Annotated in this window: 19 protein-coding genes; 16 read left to right on the forward strand and 3 right to left on the reverse strand. The window is 72.7% G+C overall.

Annotation, left to right across the window (positions count from 1 at the left end):
* Window positions 1-35 precede the first annotated feature (35 nt).
* The 3 genes from PWG71_RS04690 to PWG71_RS04700 all read left to right on the forward strand — a co-directional run bounded on the left by PWG71_RS04690 (window position 36) and on the right by PWG71_RS04700 (window position 2,214).
* Complete coding sequence (locus tag PWG71_RS04690) at window positions 36-623, forward strand: TetR/AcrR family transcriptional regulator (RefSeq protein ID WP_274808259.1); 588 nt, start codon at window positions 36-38, stop codon at window positions 621-623.
* A 78-nt stretch (window positions 624-701) separates the two neighbouring features.
* The gene (locus tag PWG71_RS04695) at window positions 702-1,781 is read left to right on the forward strand and encodes an SDR family oxidoreductase (RefSeq protein WP_274808260.1); all 1,080 of its coding nucleotides are present in this window, start codon (window positions 702-704) and stop codon (window positions 1,779-1,781) included.
* A gap of 196 nt (window positions 1,782-1,977) precedes the next feature.
* The gene (locus PWG71_RS04700) at window positions 1,978-2,214 is read left to right on the forward strand and encodes a calcium-binding protein (RefSeq protein WP_274808261.1); all 237 of its coding nucleotides are present in this window, start codon (window positions 1,978-1,980) and stop codon (window positions 2,212-2,214) included.
* A 244-nt stretch (window positions 2,215-2,458) separates the two neighbouring features.
* On the opposite strand, the gene PWG71_RS04705 is transcribed toward PWG71_RS04700, so the two are convergent.
* From PWG71_RS04705 to PWG71_RS04715, 3 genes are all read right to left on the reverse strand, one after another.
* Window positions 2,459-3,694 carry a phospholipase D-like domain-containing protein gene (locus tag PWG71_RS04705; RefSeq protein WP_274808262.1) on the reverse strand — a complete coding sequence of 412 codons (1,236 nt, stop codon included), beginning with the start codon at window positions 3,692-3,694 and terminating at the stop codon, window positions 2,459-2,461.
* Window positions 3,695-3,875: 181 nt separating this feature from the next.
* Window positions 3,876-4,661 carry a class I SAM-dependent methyltransferase gene (locus PWG71_RS04710; protein ID WP_274808263.1) on the reverse strand — a complete coding sequence of 262 codons (786 nt, stop codon included), beginning with the start codon at window positions 4,659-4,661 and terminating at the stop codon, window positions 3,876-3,878.
* A 63-nt stretch (window positions 4,662-4,724) separates the two neighbouring features.
* Window positions 4,725-5,312, reverse strand: coding sequence for a class I SAM-dependent methyltransferase (locus PWG71_RS04715; RefSeq protein WP_274808264.1), 588 nt, complete (start codon window positions 5,310-5,312; stop codon window positions 4,725-4,727).
* A 76-nt stretch (window positions 5,313-5,388) separates the two neighbouring features.
* On the opposite strand from PWG71_RS04715, the gene PWG71_RS04720 reads away from it, so the two are divergent.
* The 13 genes from PWG71_RS04720 to PWG71_RS04780 all read left to right on the forward strand — a co-directional run bounded on the left by PWG71_RS04720 (window position 5,389) and on the right by PWG71_RS04780 (window position 18,936).
* On the forward strand, window positions 5,389-5,832 hold the full coding sequence (locus PWG71_RS04720; protein WP_274808265.1) for a MerR family transcriptional regulator: 444 nt from the start codon (window positions 5,389-5,391) through the stop codon (window positions 5,830-5,832).
* A gap of 72 nt (window positions 5,833-5,904) precedes the next feature.
* Window positions 5,905-6,918 (forward strand): STM4015 family protein, encoded by a 1,014-nt coding sequence (locus PWG71_RS04725; protein WP_274808266.1) that lies wholly within the window; start codon window positions 5,905-5,907, stop codon window positions 6,916-6,918.
* Between the two features lie 55 nt (window positions 6,919-6,973).
* Window positions 6,974-7,996: an STM4015 family protein gene (locus tag PWG71_RS04730; RefSeq protein WP_274808267.1), complete on the forward strand. Its 1,023-nt coding sequence runs from the start codon at window positions 6,974-6,976 to the stop codon at window positions 7,994-7,996.
* Window positions 7,997-8,115: 119 nt separating this feature from the next.
* Entirely contained in the window at window positions 8,116-9,135 is a 1,020-nt protein-coding gene (locus tag PWG71_RS04735; protein ID WP_274808268.1) for an STM4015 family protein, read from the forward strand.
* A gap of 275 nt (window positions 9,136-9,410) precedes the next feature.
* Window positions 9,411-10,481 carry an STM4015 family protein gene (locus tag PWG71_RS04740; protein ID WP_274808269.1) on the forward strand — a complete coding sequence of 357 codons (1,071 nt, stop codon included), beginning with the start codon at window positions 9,411-9,413 and terminating at the stop codon, window positions 10,479-10,481.
* Complete coding sequence (locus PWG71_RS04745; protein WP_274808270.1) at window positions 10,478-11,599, forward strand: STM4014 family protein; 1,122 nt, start codon at window positions 10,478-10,480, stop codon at window positions 11,597-11,599. Before PWG71_RS04740 ends, PWG71_RS04745 begins: the two co-directional genes overlap by 4 nt.
* Before the next feature lie 8 nt (window positions 11,600-11,607).
* The gene (locus PWG71_RS04750) at window positions 11,608-12,477 is read left to right on the forward strand and encodes an STM4013/SEN3800 family hydrolase (RefSeq protein WP_274808271.1); all 870 of its coding nucleotides are present in this window, start codon (window positions 11,608-11,610) and stop codon (window positions 12,475-12,477) included.
* Window positions 12,474-13,817: an STM4012 family radical SAM protein gene (locus PWG71_RS04755; RefSeq protein ID WP_274808272.1), complete on the forward strand. Its 1,344-nt coding sequence runs from the start codon at window positions 12,474-12,476 to the stop codon at window positions 13,815-13,817. The genes PWG71_RS04750 and PWG71_RS04755 overlap by 4 nt, the downstream gene beginning before the upstream one ends.
* Window positions 13,814-14,725, forward strand: a complete 912-nt coding sequence (locus tag PWG71_RS04760) for an STM4011 family radical SAM protein (protein WP_274808273.1) — start codon at window positions 13,814-13,816, stop codon at window positions 14,723-14,725. Before PWG71_RS04755 ends, PWG71_RS04760 begins: the two co-directional genes overlap by 4 nt.
* Window positions 14,726-14,775: 50 nt before the next feature.
* Window positions 14,776-15,579: an HAD family hydrolase gene (locus tag PWG71_RS04765; protein ID WP_274808274.1), complete on the forward strand. Its 804-nt coding sequence runs from the start codon at window positions 14,776-14,778 to the stop codon at window positions 15,577-15,579.
* Window positions 15,580-15,884: 305 nt separating this feature from the next.
* Window positions 15,885-16,385: a DUF2087 domain-containing protein gene (locus PWG71_RS04770; RefSeq protein ID WP_274808275.1), complete on the forward strand. Its 501-nt coding sequence runs from the start codon at window positions 15,885-15,887 to the stop codon at window positions 16,383-16,385.
* Between the two features lie 51 nt (window positions 16,386-16,436).
* The gene (fdhD, locus tag PWG71_RS04775) at window positions 16,437-17,273 is read left to right on the forward strand and encodes a formate dehydrogenase accessory sulfurtransferase FdhD (protein WP_274808478.1); all 837 of its coding nucleotides are present in this window, start codon (window positions 16,437-16,439) and stop codon (window positions 17,271-17,273) included.
* Window positions 17,274-17,355: 82 nt separating this feature from the next.
* Window positions 17,356-18,936: a sensor histidine kinase gene (locus PWG71_RS04780; RefSeq protein ID WP_274808276.1), complete on the forward strand. Its 1,581-nt coding sequence runs from the start codon at window positions 17,356-17,358 to the stop codon at window positions 18,934-18,936.
* Window positions 18,937-18,941: the final 5 nt, after the last annotated feature.

Genomic DNA, 18,941 nt, shown 5'->3' on the forward strand with positions numbered 1-18,941 from the left:
TTGCCAAAATATGACGACCGGTCTACTTTGAACGTGTGGGCATCAAGGGCGAGGAGACACGCGGGCGACTGGTGACGGCCACGCGGGCGCTGATCGAGGCGCAGGGGTACTTCGGCACCGGACTGAACCGGGTGCTGGCGGAGAGCGGGGCGCCGAGGGGCTCCCTCTACTTCCACTTCCCCGAGGGCAAGGACCAACTGGTCGCCGGCGCGTTGGCCGAGGGCGGCCGGGAGGTGGACGATCTGATCGCCTCGGCGGAGGCCGAGGGCCTCGACGCGGTCGGGATCGTCCGACGCCTGCTCGACGTCCTCGCCACGCGCCTGGAGGCCTCGGCCTACGACAAGGGATGCCCCGTGGCGACGGTGGCCCTTGAGGTCTCCGGCTCACCGGAGCGCGGGGGCAACGAACGGCTGCGTGAGATCTGCGCGGGCGTCTACGCGGGCTGGGAGCGCGCGCTGGCGGATCGACTGGTCGTCGAAGGGCGCTCGCGCCCGGAGGCGGACACGGCGGCGGAGGCGGCGCTCGCCCAGGTCGAGGGCGCCCTGCTGTTGGCGCGGACCCGGCACGACCGGGCACCGCTCGACCGGGCGGCACGTGCCGTCGAAACGCTGCTCGCGGCCTGATCGCGACCCGGCCACGGGTGGGGCCCCCTGCTCCACGAACAAAGAATATGTAGATCGGTCTATTGGCAAGGGGTGGCGATGATCGAGAACGAGGCACCGGAGAGCCTGGTCGTGGGTGCGACGGGGTTCGTCGGCCGCTGGGTGGTCCGGGAACTGCTCATCAGGGGCGGACCGGTGGCGGCGACGGTACGCGGCGGCCGTGACGAGTGGCTGCGGCGGTGGCTGCGCGACCACGGCGCGGACGACACCGGGCTGACCACGGTGTCCGCCGACATCGGCCGGCCCGGTCTGGGACTCTCCGTCGCGGACGGGGAGTCGCTCGCACGGGTGCGGGACGTGTTCAACGCGGCGGCGCTGTACCGATTCGGGATGCCCGTGGACGAGGCCCGCGCGGTGAACGTGACGGGGGCGGTGAACGTGCTCGATCGGGCGGCCTCCCTCCCCCGGCTGCGCAGGTTGGTGCACGTGTCCGGGTACCGGGTGGGGCGGGAGCCGTTTCCCGGGTTCCCCTTGCCGACGGCGGCCTCGCGAGACCTGTACCGGCGCCTCGGCGCCTACGAGGCCTCGAAGGTGGAAGGGGACACGGCCGTGCGGCTGCTCGCGGGCGACCGGGGGGTGCCGGTGACGATGGTGTGCCCGGCGACCGTGATCGGACATTCGGCGACCGGTGAGGCGGGACAGTACATCGGACCGTCCATGCTGGTGGAGCGGTTGTGGCGCGGACGACTGGCGGCGCTCCCGGGAAGCCCGCGCACCTTTCTGCCGGTGGTGACCGTGGACCACCTGGCGGCGTTCATCGCGGCCGTCCCCGAGTACGACGAGGGCCCCCTCCGGTCGCACACGGTCCTCGACGGGGCGACGCCCCCGCTGCCGGAGATGATGTCGCTGATCGCCGACCACCTGGGGGTGCGGCGCCCGCGCGTGACGGTCCCCGTCACCCTCGTTCGCCGACTGCCGCGAGCGCTCACGGGCGTGGACCCGGAAGGGCTGTCGTTCCTCTCGGAGGACCGCTACGACACCGCCTCCGCCGACCGGCTGGCGCGGGCCGCGGGTCTGGCGCACCCGCCGGTGGAGGAGGCCCTGCGCCGCTGGGCGTCCCGGCTCGTGGAAGAGGACTTCGGCCACGGGGCCGACGCGCCCGGCTCGCCCCCGCGCTGACGACCGCACCGGCGCGATCGGCCTCGGCGGGGGACCACGGCCGATCCGCGGCGGGTCCGGACCCGCCGATCCCCACCGTGCCCCGTTCACCCGTTGGCACCGACTTCCCGTGGGTACGCCGTGTCGCCATGACAACGGAGCGTCGCCGTTCGATGATGGCTGCGGCAGCACCAGCACCATTCGGGGGGCCACGGGAATGAACCTTGCGGACGGACCGCGCCGCGACGACCACGCCGACGAGCCGTCGGACGACTCCCGATCGCGCTCCCGGCAGCGGGGCGGTTCCCCGTCCGCCATCGCCGCCGCACTCCACCGCCCGCCGCACCCCGGCCCTCAGCACTGGGGCGGCCCGCGCCCCCGCAAGGTCGAGCCCGACCCGTTCTTTTCGAGCGGCCTGGTGCCACCGCCGGGAGAGCGGTTCCGACGCCGTTGATCCCGGCCCTCCCCGGACGCGGTCCCGGTCCGGCGGGGGAGCCCCGTCCCCGAGCCCCGGAACCCGGTGAGGGGATCACGGCGGTCCTTCCGCCCGGGTCGGCACCGGTGTCCTCCGGGCGGCGGGCGGAGCCCCCCGTGCGAGGGCGGCGCGCCGAGACCGCGCTCGGACACCGCGAGTCCACCCTCTCGGACCGTTCCGGGTCCGGACGCGCCGGAACCCGAGGGCCCGAACCCGCCGTTCCTCAGAGGAGGGGCCGCCACGGGGCCAGGATGATCTCGCTGAACTTCGCGGCGAAGGGCCGTCCCCGCCACTCCTCCTCGGTGAGTTCCCGCGCGTTGGTGAGGTCGTTGGCGAAGACCTCCTCCAGATGCCGGGCCACGCCCTCGTCGAAGATCTCCGTGTTGATCTCGTAGTTGCCGGTCAGGCTCAGCCGGTCGACGTTGGCGGTGCCGATGGTGGTCCAGCGGCCGTCCACGGTGGCCGTCTTGGCGTGCACCATGGCGTCCTGGTACAGCCACAGGCGCACCCCGCCGCGCAGCAGCACCGAGTACTGCCCCCGGGCCAGCCAATCGACCAGCACGTGGTTGGAGTTCTCCGGGATGAGGATGTTGACGTCCACGCCGCGCACGGCCGCGTCCACCAGGGCCCGTTGCAGCTCCCGGTCCGGGATGAAGTAGGCCTGGGTGATGAGGATGTGGTCCTTGGCCCGGTCGATGGCCTCCAGGAACATCGCCCGGATGGGGTAGATGAGCTGTTCGGGCACGTTGCGGTGGACCCGGAACCGGGCGTCCCACTCCGGGTCGCCCAACATGCCCAGCTCGGGCAGGCGCGCGCTCCGGTTCGAGTTCCAGAAGTCGACGAAGGCGTTCTCCAGCTCCCACACCGCGGGCCCGTCGACCCGCAGGTGGGTGTCGCGCCATTCGGTGGCGTACAGGGAGCCGACGTTGTAACCGCCGACGAACCCGACCTCCCCGTCCACGGTGAGGATCTTGCGGTGGTCCCGCCCGGACTTGCGGACGTTGAGCAGCAGCACACCCGGCCGGAAAGCGGGGTAGCGCAGCACCTTGACCTCGGGCGGGAAACGGAAGAACGACCGGGGCACGACGAGGTTCGCGAACCCGTCGTAGATGACGTACACCTCGACGCCGCGTGATGCCGCCTCGATGAGCGCCCGCTTGAACTCGTTGCCCGCCTGATCGTCCTTGACGATGTAGGACTCGAAGAGGACGCGGCGCCGGGCCCCCCGGATCGCCGCGAGCATGTCCTCGTAGAGGTCCCCGCCGTACGTGTACACCGTGGCGGTGGTGTCCCCGACGGGGAGCGCCTCCGGCTCCGTCCGTGGGAAGAACGCCCGGTGGGGGCGCACCTTCCGCCGCCAGTGGTTGATGCCCATGAGCGTCGCCGCCACCGCGATCTGGGTGGCCAGGAGACCGAGCAGCCCCCACTTGGCCACGGACTTGATGGTGGAGCGTTGCACGATCGCCTCCCGAGCAGGGCGGACCCCCGGTCGGGCGTCCGGTCCCCATGGCCGCCGTTTCCGGCACAAGGTGGACACCAACCGTAACGTGTCGGGCCCCACGGGATCTCCTACGACCCGTTCGTGTCGGGTCGCACGCGCCGCAAGCGCCCCCGTGGGGCTCGGAGGCCGGACCCGGGTCTCAGCCCCGCAGCCGGCACACCAGCAGCTCGGTGGTCGGGCTCTCGCGGCGCCGGCGCACGAGGCGCCGCTCCAAGGGGTAGAGCGCGGCCCCGGCCAGCCAGCCGGTGGGGCCGGTGAGGGTGGCGGCGCGCAGGGCCCCGCCCCACGTCCTGCGCCACGGCACGGACGCGTCCACCTGGGCGTTCATCAACATCAGCATGGGCACGCGCAGCCTGAGGTCGAACCCGGCCTTGTCGAGGGTGCCGGCGATCCACTCCAGGGTGCGGTTGACCTGGTGCTCACCGCGCTGCTCGGGACGTTGGAGGCAGTTCTCGGAGATGACGAGGGTCCCGCCGGGGCGCAGGACCCGGGCGAACTCGCCGATCGCCGAGGTGTAGCGTTCGTCGTCGGTGATGTGGAACAGGACGTCCATGCACGACAGGGCGTCGAAGGCGTCGTCGTCGAAGGCGTCGAGGTCGGCGGCGTCCTGGCGGGAGAACCGGTGGCCGGGGAAGCGTGCGCGCAGCCGCTCCACCGCCGCGTCGGTCATGTCGCAGCCGGTGATGTCGGCGGCGCCCAGCCTCTCCCAGAGCCGGACGTAGAAGCCGGTGCCGCTGCCCACGTCCAGGACACTCGGGTCGATGAGTCCCAGGTGCCCCACCCGGCGCAGGAACACCTCCTCGCGGACCTTGTACATCCAGGTGTTGAAGGGGCGCCCGAGGGCGCGGTAACCGACGCCGCTCTCGGTCCAGTCCTTCTCCAGGCGGCGTTCCCAGAAGTCGCGCAGTTCACTGTGTGTGGCCATGACACCACTCTCACATCGGGGCGACGGGGATGCCCGCCACGACACCGCGTGTCCCCGACGCGTTCAGGGACGATGGGCGACGACCAGCTCCAGGAGCCCGAGGGCGGTCCGGTCGTGACGGTCCACCGCGAACCCGACCTCCTCGGCCACCGCGCGGGGCAACCGGCGGGGTCGCTCCTTGCGGGCCTCTCGCAGCCGCATCGGCCATCGGGTGTACTCGATGTGGTCGACGAGCAGGAGCCGTCCGCCGGGACGCAGCACCCGGTGCATCTCGGTCAGGGCCCGCCGCTGGTCGGGGATGGCGCACAGGGCCAGCGCGCACAGGACGGTGTCGAAGTCACCGTCGCCGAACGGCAGGTCCTGGGCGTCGCCCTCCACCAGGGTGACCGGGCGGCCGAGCGCGGTGGCCCGTCGCCGGGCAGCCGCCAGCATGGCGGGACTCAGGTCAAGGCCGGTGAGCTCGACGCCGTCGGGGTGGTACGGCAGGTCGTGGCCGGTGCCGACGGCCACCTCCAGGGTCCGACCCTCGGCCGCGCCGCACAGCCGTGCCCGGACGCGGCCCATGAACAGCCGTTGCAGGCGCTCGCCCCGGTCGTACCCGGCGGCCATGCGGTTCCAGTCGTCGCGGACGTGTTCGGTGCGCTCGTCCATGGTGATTCCCTCTCTCTCGGGTGTTCCCGTCCCACGCCCCTTGACACGGGCCCCCAGTGTGGAACCTCATGTCGACATGAGGTCAAGCGCTGAGGAGTCGTCCATCGGGGATCTCGCGGCCGGTTTCGGCCTGGCCCCGCACGTACTGCGGCACTGGGAGGCGATGGGGGTGCTGGAGCCCGTCCGCCGGGTGGGCGGGCAGCGCCGGTACACGTCCGAGCACCGGTTGCGGGTGGCGCTGATCCTGAGCGCACAGGAGGCGGGGATGAGCCTGGAGCGCATCCGGGAGTGGGTCGGCGCTCCGCGCGCGGAGCGGCGCGGCGAGGTGCTGGCCGAGCACCTGGCCGAGCTGGACGGGCGGCTGGAGCGGCTGCGGGTCGCCCGGGAGTTGGTGGCGCACGCGGTGGAGTGCTCCTCCGGGGACGCGCTGGAGTGCCCGGAGCTGCGCCGGATACTGGAGAAGAGCGTGGAGTCGGGCTGCCACGCGCGTGCGCCGCGGGGCCCGGTGGCGCGGGACTGACCCGCCCTCGCGGCGTTCGTCACCCGGTTCTGCTATTCCTGGTTCCTCCCTTCGCGACCCCCCGAGGAACCCATGACGTTCAATTCCCACCTGACCGAGTTCGCGGGGCTTCCCGTGTTCGAGTACCGACCGACGCGGCGGGCGGACGACCCCCTGGCGACGCTCGCGGCCCTGCGGGATCCCGGCGCCTTCGCCTGGCTGCTCCGCGACTCCCGGGGCACCGAGACCGAGGAGGCGTCGGGAGGGGTCGAGGGGTACTTCGGCCGGTTCGCCGCCGAGACCGCCGCGGGGACGGTGACGGCCCTGGTCGTCGGCTACCTCCCGGAGACGATCAGCACCGGGCACTCCCAGCCGGTGCGCGACGCCCTGGTGGCGTGCGCGCCCCGGCTCACCGGACTGCGCTCCCTGTTCTTCGCCGACCTCACCTACGAGGACTGCGAGGTGTCCTGGATGAACCACGGCGACCTGGGGCCGCTCCTGGCCGCGTTCCCGGGCCTGGAGCGGTTCGCGGTGCGCGGCACCGGCGGCCTGGGGCTGTCGGTGGACGGACACCCGGCGCTGCGCTCCCTGACCCTCCAGGGCGGCGGGCTCCCCGCGGACCTGGCCCGCCAGGTGCTCGCGGGCGACTACCCCGCCCTGGAACACCTGGAACTGTGGCTGGGCGTGGAGAACTACGGCGGCGACACCTCACCCGACCACCTCGCCCCGCTGCTGAACGGCGAGGTCCACACCGGGGTACGGTCACTGGGCCTGCGCAACGCCCAGTACACGGACCGCTGGGTGCGGGCGCTCGCCGACGCCCCGGTCCTCGGCCGTCTGGAGGACCTCGACCTGTCGATGGGCACCCTCACCGACCAAGGCGCACAGGTCCTCCTCGACACCCCGGGATTCCGCGAACTCCGCCGCCTGGACCTGCATCACCACTACATGTCCGAGGACATGGAGAAGCGTGTCCTGGAGGCCTTCACCGCGGCCGGCGTCGCGATCGACGTCTCCCAGCGCGAGGAGCCCGACGACGATGACGAGGAGTGGGAGGACGACGAGGACGGCTGGACCTACCGGTACTACCCCTCCGTCACCGAGTGAGACCGTTCCGCGCCTCCGATCCCCACCCCCACCACGCACCCGGAAGGTGTCCACCGTGACCTTCAACGCCCACATGACCGAGTTCGCCGGGCTGCCCGTGTACGAGTACCGCTCCCCGGAGGGCATGGCCGCCCAGCGCGAGTGGGCCGGGAAACACCCGAACGGCCGCCGTGAGACGACGGACCCGCTGGCGATGCTCGCCGCCCTGCGCACCCCGGGCTCGTTCGCCTGGCGACTGCGCGACTCCGACGGATGGGAGCCCGGTGAGGGTGAGTTCGTGCGCCGGTACTACGAGCGGTTCTGCTCCGAGGTGCCGCCGGAATCGGTGTCGACCCTGGTCATCGGGAACTTCGAGGAGACCATGGAGGTCATGGAACCCGAACCGATCCGGGACGCCCTGGTGACGTGCGCCCCCCGGTGGACCGGGCTGCGATCGCTGTTCTACGCCGACCTCACCTATGACGAGTGCGAGGCCTCCTGGCTCGAACACGGCGACCTGTCCGCGCTCGTGACCTCCTTCCCCTCCCTGGAACGCCTCGGCATCCGGGGTACGGGTTCCCTGTCCCTGCCGGTGGACGGACACCCGGCGCTGCGCTCCCTGACCCTCCAGGGCGGCGGGCTCCCCGCGGACCTGGCCCGCCAGGTGCTCGCGGGCGACTACCCCGCCCTGGAACACCTGGAACTGTGGCTGGGCGTGGAGAACTACGGCGGCGACACCTCGCCCGAGGCACTGGCGCCGTTGCTGAACGGCGAGGTCCACACCGGGGTACGGTCACTGGGCCTGCGCAACGCCGAGCACACCGACCTGTGGGTGCGGGCGCTCGCCGACGCCCCGATCCTGGAACGGCTGGAGGACCTCGACCTGTCGATGGGCACCCTCACCGACGAGGGCGCGCGGGTGCTGCTCGACGCCCCGGGGTTCCGGAAGCTGCGCCGTCTGGACCTGCACCGCCACTTCCTGTCCGAGGAGGTGGAGGTACGCGTCCGTGACGCCTTCGCCTCCGTCGGGGTCGAGGTGGACCTGTCCGAACGCCTCAACGCGGAACGTGACGGCTCCTACCCGTCGGTCACCGAGTGACCCGGGCCCGCCGAGGAACCGGTGGAAGACCTCCGGAACGACACCGACGAGTTCGCCGGTCCGTCATCCCCGGGTGCTAGACATGGCTCACCCGATGCCCCGTGCCAGGAGCGATACCCATGATCAACGATCACCTCAGCGAGTTCGCCGGACTTCCGGTGTTCGAGTACACGTCCACGAAGGAGATGTCCTCGAAGAAACCCCGGTACGGCCGCGACGGGTCCGTCGATCCGCTGGCGCAGCTCGCGGCCCTGCGCGCCCCGGACGCCTACGCCTGGCGGCTGGGCGTCGACAGCTACGAGCCGGAGGAGGAGTTCGCCGAGTACTTCGGTGACTTCGTGAAGGCGGCGAACACCACGGCGGTCAAGGCCATGGTGATCGGCCCGGCCGGCTCCTCCGACTCGGAGGAACCCGGGACCCCCGCCCGCGACGCGCTCCTGGAGCACGCCGCCGCGTTCCCCGCCCTGAAGGCGTTGTTCATCGGGGACATCACCGCCGAGGAGTCGGAGATCTCCTGGATCCATCAGCCCGACCTGTCCCCGCTCTTCGCGGCCTTCCCGAACCTGGCCGAGTTCACGGTGCGCGGCACCGGCGACCCCTACATGCACGAGATCAGCCAGTTGGGTCTCAACATCGGTCGGCACGACGCGCTGCGCTCCCTCACCGTGCAGAGCGGAGGCCTGCCCGCCCCGGTCGCCCGGGGGATCGACTCCGCCGAGTCGCCCGGCCTGGAGAACCTGGAACTGTGGCTGGGAATCGAGGACTACCGGGGCGACACCACCCCCGAGGACCTGGCCCGGACGCTGTCGGGTGAGGCGTTCCCGAACCTGAACCACCTGGGGTTGCGCAACGCCGAGGAGAGCGACGTGTGGGTGCGCGCTCTGGCCGACGCACCCGTGGTGGGGCGGTTGCGCTCCCTCGACCTGTCGATGGGCACGCTCACGGACGAGGGAGCGCGAATGCTGCTCGACGCCCCGGTCTTCCGTGAACTGGGCCGACTGGACCTGGAGCACCACTACATGTCCGAGGAGATGGAGGGGCGGGTCCGGGACGCCTTCACCGAGGCGGGCGTCGACGTCCGTGTCGGCGACCGGCAGGTCCCGAACGGCGACCGGCTCTACCCCGCGGTGACGGAGTGACCCGCGCACCCCATCCGGCGTACCTCTCCGGGTTCGGCCGGCTGCGACCCCTCGGCCCGCGCCACCGGTGAGCGGGGGTGGGCGATCACCCGACGCCTCGGCGCGTTCGCCCACCTGGAACTGCGGACCCGCGTCACCGCCTGTCCGAGGAAGGGAGCGCGCGGGCCGCCGAAGACGTGCCGGGGCGGAGGTCGACCTGTCCGGTCCCCGAGAACCCGATGTCGACGAGGACGAACCCGAGTACCCCCGACCGCTCGGCCCCTACGGAATGGATCATGCCCAATACCCGCCACATCACCGAGTTCGCCGGGCTTCCCGTCGCGGAGTTCACCTCCTGGGAGAGCATCCGCGACGACTTCGACACCGCCATGCGCTGGGCGCGCAACCGCGGTGAGCCCCACGCCGAACTCCCCCCTTCCCACGAACCCCTCTTCCGGGCCCTGGCCGACCCGGGTTCCTTCGCCTGGCGGTTGCGCACGGTCCCGCCGCCCTACCACTTCACCACGCGGGGGAAGGGACGTCCCTTCGAGACCCTGAGCGAGTACCTGGACCGGTTCGTGGAACTGGTCCCCCCGCAGAGGGTGCGCGCCCTCGTCGTCGGCCACACCCCCGACGAGAAAGGGGAGATGGACGCGGCGCTGGTCGCCGGGGAGCTGCGCGAGCGAGCCCCGCACTGGCCGGAGCTGAGGTCCCTGTTCTTCGGGGAGATCCTCCAGGCGGAGAACGAGATCTCCTGGATCGACCTGTCCGACCTGGCACCCCTCGTGTCGGCGTTCCCGAAGCTGCGCCGACTGGTGGTGCGCGGCGGCTCCGGGACCCTGGGCCTGCGCCTGCCCGAACACCGGTGGTTGCGGGAACTGACCGTGGAGAGCGGCGGCCTGCGCCCCGAGGTGGTGCGCGACGTGTGCGCCTCCGGCCTGCCCGGCCTGCGACGCCTGGAGCTGTGGCTCGGCGCCGACGAGTACGGAGGCGGTGCCGCACCTGAGGACCTGACGCCCCTGCTGACCGGGGAGGCGTTCCCCGAACTGGAGTACCTGGGCCTGCTCAACACCGAGGGCGTCGACTCCTGGATCGCCCCGTTGGCGCGTTCGGCGGTGCTGAAACGGGTGCGGTCGCTGGGCCTCGGGCTGGGCGACCTCACCGACGAGGGCGGCCGCGCGATCGTCGAGCACGCCGACGCGTTCGCCCACCTGGAGCTGCTGGACCTGCACCACCACTTCCTGTCCGAGGAGGTGCGGACGGAGATCGGCGCGGCCCTGCCCGGTGTGCGCGTGAACCTGTCCGCCCCGCAGACCCCCGAGAAGTGGGACGGCGAACTCCACTACTACACGGCGGTCTCCGAGTGATCCGCGAACGCCCCCTGGTGGTGGTCGGCGTCCCCGGCGGCCGGCGGCTGGAGCTGTTCCGGGCCGCCGCCGCGGCCTCCGGGTGGACCGAGCCGGTCGTGCTGCCCTGGCGCGACCTGGCCTCCGGCCCCGTGGAGGTGCCCGACGACGCCCTGGTCCGGGTGGACTCCCCCGGCGGCGATGTCGCCACCGAGCGGTCGCTGCGCGGCTGGGACCGCGACCCCGACCCCTACCGGGCCGAGGGCACCGGCGACCACCACGCCGGGTTCCGGTCCGCGCTGGACCGGCTCGCCGAGGCGGTCGCCGCCGCCCCCGGCGCGCACCTGCTCCAGGACGTGGACGACCTGGTGGTCATGTGCGACAAGCGCCGCTGCCACGCCCGGTTGGAGGCCGCCGGAGTGCCGGTGCCGCCCGCGCTGGCCGGTCCCGTCGGGGACTACCGGGCGCTGCGGGAGGCCATGGAGGAGCGCCGCTGGCGCCGGGTGTTCGTCAAACCCGCCCACGGCTCGTCCGCGTCCGGGGTGATCGCCCTGGCCACCGCCCCGGGGGGCCGCGTCAGCGCCGTCACCTCCGCCCACCTGACCCGGGACGGCGAGGGCCGCCCCGCCCTGTTCAACAGCCTGCGGCTGTGCACCTACACCCGGGAGGAGGACGTCGCCGCCGTGGTGGACGCCCTCGCCCCCGACGGGCTGCACGTGGAGCGGTGGGTGCCCAAGGCCGGGTTCGCCGGGAAGACCATCGACCTGCGGGTGGTCGTGACCGCGGGGAAGGCGCGCCACGTGGTGGTGCGCTCCTCCGACTCCCCCATGACCAACCTGCACCTGGGCAACGCCCGCGGCGACCTGGAGGCGCTGAGGGCGAAGGTCGGCCCGGACCGCTGGGACGAGGCGATGGCCGTCGCCGAGGCCGCCGCCGGGTGCTTCGCCACCCTGCACGCCGGGGTGGACCTGATGGCCACCCCCGGCTGGCGGTCGTTCGCGATCTGCGAGGTCAACGCGTTCGGCGACCTCATCCCCGGGGTGCTGCACGAGGGCCGCGACACCTACGCCGAACAACTGCACGCCCTGGACACCGGCCGCCACCCCGTCCCGGCGGCCCCGGCCGCCCGGGCATCCTGAAGGACACCATGGACACCACCCTTCCCGACATGAACGCCGTCGTGGGCGGCCACGACATCCTGCTGCTCACCCTGGACACCCTGCGGTACGACGTCGCCGTCGAACTGGCCGAGGCCGGGCGCGTCCCCCACCTGGCGCGGCTGCTGCCCGGCGGCCGGTGGGAGGAGCGGCACGCGCCCGGCAGTTTCACCTACGCCTCCCACCTGGCGATGCTCGCCGGCTTCCTGCCCACACCCGCCGCGCCCGGACCGCACCCGCGCCTGTTCGCGGCCGCGTTCCCCGGCAGCGTGTCCACCGCCCCGCGCACGTGGACGTTCGACACCCCCGACCTGGCCTCCGGCCTGGCCGCCGAGGGTTACCACACGGCGTGCGTCGGCGGCACCGGGTTCTTCAACCGAAGGTCGGCGGTGGGATCGGTGATCCCCGACATGTTCGCCGAGAGCCACTGGGAGGAGTCCTTCGGCGTCGCCGACCCGCGCTCCTTCGAGAACCAGGTGGCGCGGGCCGTGGAGATCACCCGGGCCCGACCCGTGGAGCGACCGCTGTTCCTGCTGCTCAACGTGGCCGCCCTGCATCAGCCCAACTGGTTCCACCTGCCCGGGGCGAGCGCGGAGGCCGGGGACACCCGGGAGAGCCACGCCGCCGCCCTGGAGTACGTGGACCGGCGACTGCCGCCGTTGTTGGAGGCGATGGCCGCGCACCGCCCCTGCTTCGCGATCGTGTGCTCCGACCACGGCACCGCCTACGGCGAGGACGGCCACGTCGGGCACCGGATCGGGCACGAGGTCGTGTGGACGGTGCCCTACGCGCACTTCTTCCTGCCCCACGGGTACACCGTGCCCGCCGTGCCCGCCGACACCGAGGAGACGATCGCGTGACCCTGTCCCTGGTCCCGGCCACCGAGCCCGTGGCCCCCGACTCCCCCTACCGGTCCTACGTCTACGCCTATCCGCACAAGAGCTCCTACCGGCCGTTCGGGCGGCGACCGCTCCTCGCCGACCTGTGGCGGGACGAGGACGTGCGGGCGCTGTCGCTGTACCTGCACATCCCGTTCTGCGAGATGCGGTGCGGGTTCTGCAACCTGTTCACCCGGTCCACGCCCCCCGCCGAACAGGTGGCCGCCTACCTGGACGCGTTCGAGCGGCAGGCGCGGACCGTCGCGGGGGTGCTGCCGGAGGGCACCCGGTTCGCGCGGGCCGCCCTGGGCGGAGGCACCCCCACCTACCTGGAGGCCGACGAGCTGGCCCGGGTCTACGACGTGCTGGAGTCGGCGTTCGGGCTGGACCTGACGGCCGTCCCGATGTCGGTGGAGACCTCGCCGGCCACCGCCACCGACGACCGCCTGGCGGTGTTGGAGGCGCGCGGGGTCACCCGGGTCAGCATGGGCGTGCAGAGCTTCATCGACTCCGAGGCGCACGCCGCAGGCCGACCGCAGAGACGCGCCGAGGTCGACCGGGCCCTGGCGGCGATCCGCGCGCACACCACCGCCGACCTCAACGTGGACCTCATCTACGGGATCGACCGCCAGGACGAACGGACCTGGGCGTACTCGCTGGACACCGCCCTGGAGCACGAACCCGAGGAGATCTATCTCTATCCGCTGTACGTGCGACCGCTCACCGGGTTGGGCCGACGGGGCGGCTCGTGGGACGACCACCGGCTGGGCCTGTACCGACAGGGCCGCGATCACCTGCGCGAACACGGATACGAACAGGTGTCGATGCGGATGTTCCGACGGACCGACGCCCCCTCGGTGGAGGGCCCCGAGTACTGCTGCCAGACCGACGGCATGGTCGGCCTGGGATGCGGGGCCCGGTCGTACACCGTCTCCACGCACTACTCCTTCGACTACGCGGTGGGGGTGGGGAGGGTGCGGTCGATCATCGACGACTACACCGGCCGGGACCCCGCCGACTTCGCGCACGCCGAGGTGGGGTTCGTACTGGACGAGGACGAGCGGCGGCGACGCCACCTGCTCCAGTCGCTGCCGCGGGCCGAGGGGATGGACACGGCCGGGTACACGGCCCGGTTCGGCGGGAGTCCCCGGGACGACTTCCCCGGGCTCTTCGCCGCGCTGGACCGGCGCGGCTGGGTCGCGGGGGACTCCACCGAGCGGATCGTGCTGACCGAGGAGGGGCTGGCGCACTCCGACGCGATCGGGCCCCTGTTCTTCTCGGAACGGGTGAACGCCCTCATGGCCGAGTACGAGGCCCGATGACGGCCGACGTCGCGCGGCCGCTGCCGCCGCACCTGACACTGCTGTACCGGGGGCCGCTGGCCAGTTGCGACTACGACTGCCCCTACTGCCCGTTCGCCAAGCGGCGCGACGGCCCGGAGACGCTGCGGGCGGACCGGGCCGCCCTGGAGCGGTTCGAGGACTGGGTGGCCGCGCGGGCCGGGGAGGACCCCGGGACCCGGATCTCGGTGCTGTTCACCCCGTGGGGCGAGGGCCTGGTGCGGTCCTGGTACCGGCGGGCGCTGGTCCGGTTGAGCGCGCTGGAGCACGTGGAACGGGTGGCGATCCAGACCAACCTGAGCGGCCGGGTGGAGTGGCTGGCCGACTGCGACCGTTCCTCGGTGGCGCTGTGGACCACCTATCACCCCGGTCAGGTCGCCCACGAACGCTTCCTGGCCAAGGCGACGCGCCTGGTGGAGCTGGGGGTGCGGTTCAGCGTGGGGGTGGTGGGAGAGCCCGAGCACCTGGCGGCGGCCCGGCGGATGCGCGCCGACCTGCCCGAAGAGGTGTACCTGTGGGTCAACGCCGCCGAGGGACGGACCTACACCGACGCCGAGGCGGCCGACTGGCGGGCGCTCGACCCGCACTTCCACTACAGCCGTCACCCGCACGTCAGCGGAGGACTGCCCTGTCGGACCGGTGACAGTGTGCTGTCCGTCGACGGCGACGGGGACGTGCGCCGCTGCCACTTCGTCTCCGAGTCGCTGGGCAACCTGTACGACGGCTCGTTCCGGGCCCGGCTCGGCCCGCGCGGATGCCCGCTGACCACGTGCGACTGCCATATCGGGTACGTGCACCTGGAGTCGCTCGACCTGTACGAGGTGTTCCGGGGCGGGATCGTGGAACGTGTTCCGGCGGTGCGCCCACGGATGCCTCCGTTGATCACCTGAGGTGGTGGCCGCCTTCCGGAGCGTCGGCGGCGACCGACATAATTCGACACATGGTCTTTCCCCGGGTCATCGCGACGGATCTCGACGGCACCCTCCTCGGCCTCGACGGTCGCGTCTCCGAACGCAACCGCCGGGCCCTGTCCGCAGCCGTGGCCGCCGGCGTGAAGCTGGTCCTGTCCACCGCGCGCCCCCCGCGCACCACCCGGCACATCGCCGCGCAGTTCACCTGTTCGGCGGTGTTGTGCGGCAACGGCGCGGTGGCCTCACTGCCCGGTGCCGAACCGATGCTGCGGGCGCTGGAGGTGGCCACCGCGGGGGACGTGGTGGCCAGGCTGCGCGGTGTCATGCCCACCGTGGGCTTCGGGGTGGAGACGGGGACGGACTTCTACCACGACGCCGAGTACCGGCTCGCGCCCTGGATGTCGCGCGACTGGGTGCGCGAGGTGGTCGACTCCACCGACTCCCTGTTGGCACGGGCCAAGCCCATCACCAAACTGCTGGTGCAGGCCCAGGAGACACCGGTGCACCTGCTGCACGAGACCGCCGTGGAGGCCGTGGGGGCGCTGGCCGAGGTGACGTACTCGGGCGGGTCGGGACTGTTGGAGCTGAGCGCCTCGGGGGTCGACAAGGGCAGCACCCTGGCGATGGTGTGCGAGCGGTGGGGGGTGTCCGCCGAGGAGGTCGTGGCCTTCGGCGACATGCCCAACGACCTGCCCGCGCTGACATGGGCCGGGGCCGGGTACGCGATGGCCAGTGGGCACCCCGGGCTGCTGGATCCGGCGTTGGGGCTGCGGGTGGCCCCGCCCGCGCACGAGCACGGGGTGGCCAGGGTCGTGGAGGAACTGCTGTCCTGATCCGGGCGGGGACGAAAATCCCTGGTCCGATCGGAAGCGACCGTCCTAAGGCGTGTTCGGTGGATGCTTTCGAGGGGTTCGGCGCTTGTGCGCCGAGTGCTGGGAGCGGTCTTGAGGCGATCTCTCGCGAGACGCCCGGCGGGGTCGGCCCGGGGTCGGCCGGCCGAGCACAGGCGGAGCGGCGAGAGGCGGCCTCGTGGTCGCGCCCCGGAACGATCCGCCGAACACGGCCTAGGGTGCGGACGCGCCGAAGGTCCGGGGACTCCGGGCCCGGACACGCGCCCGAGAGACCCTGGGAGCCCACCGTGCCGCACCCGACACAGGTCGCCTCCGCCCTCGCCGACCCCGAACGGTTGGAGCTGTACGCCCGCGTGATCGTCGCCGGGGCCGCCGGTGTGCCCGCCGAGGAGGTGATGGCGGCGGGGCCGATCGCCGCCCGCCATCCGGCCCGGTCGGCCTCCTCGGGCCTGGTCCGCGAGGAGGAGGGCCGGATGACATGGGTGCCGGACGTGTTCGCCACCGCACTGCGCGACCAGCGGCCCGACCGGCCCGGGGATCCCGTGGACGAACTGTTCCGGGACGGCCGGCTGGCGGCGATGCCGACCCGCCGCGCACTGCGCCTGGGCGTGCTCGACCGGATCGCCCGCACCCTGTTCGCCCCCGGTACGGAGTACGACGAGAAGCAGGTCGACACCGCCCTGCGGAGCTGCTTCGACGACCACTCGGCACTGCGCCGGTACCTGGTCGACGAGGGGTGTCCGGAGCGGAGCGCCGATGGCGGCGTCTGCCGGTCGACCGCCCGGTAGCGTGGACGGGCACCGGACGTCGACGCGGTGCGGACGAGGGCGGTGGTGACGGTGGGACGGGTCACGGTACGGGACAGGATCCTGCGGATCAGGGACGGGGTCGCCACCGAACGGGTCGACACCCTGGTCGCCGAGGAGCCGATGGAGATACGGCTCAACGGAGATCCCCTGACCGTCACCATGCGCACCCCCGGCCACGACTTCGACCTCGCCACCGGCTTCCTCGTCGGCGAGGGCGTGGCGGTGGCCGCCGACGACGTGCGGGCGATCCGCTACTGCGCGGGCGCCACCGAGGACGGGTCCAACACGTTCAACGTGGTGGACGTGGGACTGGCACCGGGGGTGCCGCTGCCGGAGACGTCGCTCGAACGCAACTTCTACACGACGTCCTCGTGCGGCCTGTGCGGGAAGGCCGGCCTGGACGCGGTGCGCCTGCGGGCACGGTGGCCGGTGGCCGACGACCCGGTCCGGGTGGACGTCGCGACGTTGGCGGAACTGCCGGTACGGCTGCGCGAGGAGCAGAGGATCTTCGGGCGCACCGGCGGGTTGCACGCGGCGGGGCTGTTCGACGCCGGGGGCCGGCTCCTGGTGGTCCGCGAGGACGTGGGGCGTCACAACGCGGTCGACAAGACCGTGGGATGGGCCCTGCGGGAGGGCGCGCTGCCGCTGCGGGGAGCGGTGCTCGCGCTGTCGGGGCGGGCGTCGTTCGAGCTGGTCCAGAAGGCGTGGATGGCGGGCGTCCCGGTGGTCGCCGCGGTGTCGGCGCCGTCGTCGCTGGCCGTGGAGCTGGCCCGGGAGGCGGGCATCACCCTGGTGGGGTTCCTGCGCGGCACCTCCATGAACGTGTACGCCGGGGCCCACCGGGTGGTCCTCCCCGACACCCCCTGACCGCTCCCGGCGCCGGTCGACGGGACGCATCCCTGACTTTCGTCAGATGCCCAGGGCCGCACGTACGACCTAGCGTCAGAACATGGCCCTTCTCTCGTCCCGTGTCCCGCTCGGACACGTCGCACTGGCCGGCGTCGTCGTCCTCGCCGTCCTGGCCGTGCGATGGCCGGCCCTCGTTCCGGTCCTGCCGGTGCCCGCGCTGCTCACCGGACGCCTGTCACCGGACCCCCGACCGGCCACGGTGGTGTACGCGGTCGGCGCGTTCATCGGGGCCGGGTGGCTCCTGGTGGGCGGGGGGCCGGTGGGGCTCTGGGGCACCGGAGGGATCCTGCTGTTGTTCGCGGTGCTGATGCCCTGGCTGGTGGGCTCGTACCTGCGTGTCAACGCCGTACTGGAGCGTTCCGGCTGGGAGCGGGCGCGCACCCTGGAACGGGAAGCGAGGCTCATGGCCGAACGGACCCGGATGCGGGAGCGCTCGCGGATCGCCCAGGACCTGCACGACGAGGTGGGGCACGAGTTGAGCCTGTTGGCGCTGCGGGCCGGGGCTTTGGAGATGGCGGCCGACCTGCCGGAGGAGCGCCGTGCCGCGGCGAGCGCGCTGCGCGAGGCCGCGGCGCGGGCGGCGGATCGCCTGTTGGAGGCGGTCGGAGTGCTACGCGCCGACAGCGGGGTTTCGGCCCCGTTGGGCCCGGCAGGGGACGGAGTGCCGGCCCTGGTGTCCCGGGCCCGGTCGGCAGGCTTGGACGTGACGTTGGCGGGGACGACCGGACCGCTGCCGACGCTGGTGGACCGGGCGGTCCACCGGGTGACCCAGGAGGCGTTGACCAACGCGACCAGGTACGCCTCCGGGGCCACGGTTCGGGTGCTCGTGGAGGAGGACGGCGATGAGGTGCGGGTGACGGTGACCGACTCCGGTGGGACACGGACGGACACGGCGGGGCCCGCCCCGGCGGGAAGAGCCGTCCAGGGTGGAGGGCTTGCCCGAGGTGGAGGACCCGCTCGGGACGGGAGCCCCACCCGGGACGGCTCCGCCTCGGGCGGAGGCACGGGGCTGACCGGCCTGGACGAGAGGGTGCGGCTGCTCGGCGGCCGGTTAGAGGCGGGCCCGCAGGGGGCGGGCTGGTCCGTCCACGCCCGGATCCCCCTGCACGGCACCCCTCGACCGACCGCAGAAGCGTTCTCCTCGCCGACCGTGGACGGGGGCCGGCCGGCCCCCGTCGAGGGTGCCCGGCGGCGAGATGCGGCGCCGGAGGCGGGGTCGGATGGGATGGGCCCCGTGGCCGCGGAAGAGGCCGCGCACCGGTGGGCCCGGCGGCGGACCGGGGCGGCCATCACCGTGCTCATCGGGGTTCCGATCGCGGTGGTCCTGATGGGTTACGCGATCACGGTGTCGCTCGCCGCGCACCAGGCCGCCACGGCAGGGCTGGATCCATGGGTGTTCGAGGAGCTGCGCCCTGGAAGGGATCGGTCGGAGGTCGAGGCGCTCCTGCCCGAACGCGACCTCTACCAGGGCCCCCTCCACGACACCGGGTCGCCACCACCGGACCCGGCCGGGTTGGAGTGTCGCCATTACCGGGTCGGAACGGATGTGTTCGGCGAGGGGTACGGGCGTTATCGGTTGTGCTTCGATACCGAGACCCTGGTGTCGGCCGAGGTGTGGTGAGGAGT

The organism is Nocardiopsis sp. N85 (genome assembly GCF_028882275.1).
In the GTDB taxonomy this organism is placed as follows: Bacteria; Actinomycetota; Actinomycetes; order Streptosporangiales; family Streptosporangiaceae; genus Nocardiopsis; species Nocardiopsis lambiniae.

Coding starts and splice junctions, on each gene's coding strand:
- PWG71_RS04695 (WP_274808260.1), top strand. CDS start 702: ATGATCGAGAACGAGGCACCGGAGAGCCTGGTCGTGGGTGCGACGGGG.
- PWG71_RS04700 (WP_274808261.1), top strand. CDS start 1,978: ATGAACCTTGCGGACGGACCGCGCCGCGACGACCACGCCGACGAGCCG.
- PWG71_RS04710 (WP_274808263.1), bottom strand. CDS start 4,661: ATGGCCACACACAGTGAACTGCGCGACTTCTGGGAACGCCGCCTGGAG.
- PWG71_RS04715 (WP_274808264.1), bottom strand. CDS start 5,312: ATGGACGAGCGCACCGAACACGTCCGCGACGACTGGAACCGCATGGCC.
- PWG71_RS04720 (WP_274808265.1), top strand. CDS start 5,389: ATGAGGTCAAGCGCTGAGGAGTCGTCCATCGGGGATCTCGCGGCCGGT.
- PWG71_RS04725 (WP_274808266.1), top strand. CDS start 5,905: ATGACGTTCAATTCCCACCTGACCGAGTTCGCGGGGCTTCCCGTGTTC.
- PWG71_RS04735 (WP_274808268.1), top strand. CDS start 8,116: ATGATCAACGATCACCTCAGCGAGTTCGCCGGACTTCCGGTGTTCGAG.
- PWG71_RS04740 (WP_274808269.1), top strand. CDS start 9,411: ATGCCCAATACCCGCCACATCACCGAGTTCGCCGGGCTTCCCGTCGCG.
- PWG71_RS04750 (WP_274808271.1), top strand. CDS start 11,608: ATGGACACCACCCTTCCCGACATGAACGCCGTCGTGGGCGGCCACGAC.
- PWG71_RS04760 (WP_274808273.1), top strand. CDS start 13,814: ATGACGGCCGACGTCGCGCGGCCGCTGCCGCCGCACCTGACACTGCTG.
- PWG71_RS04765 (WP_274808274.1), top strand. CDS start 14,776: ATGGTCTTTCCCCGGGTCATCGCGACGGATCTCGACGGCACCCTCCTC.
- PWG71_RS04780 (WP_274808276.1), top strand. CDS start 17,356: ATGGCCCTTCTCTCGTCCCGTGTCCCGCTCGGACACGTCGCACTGGCC.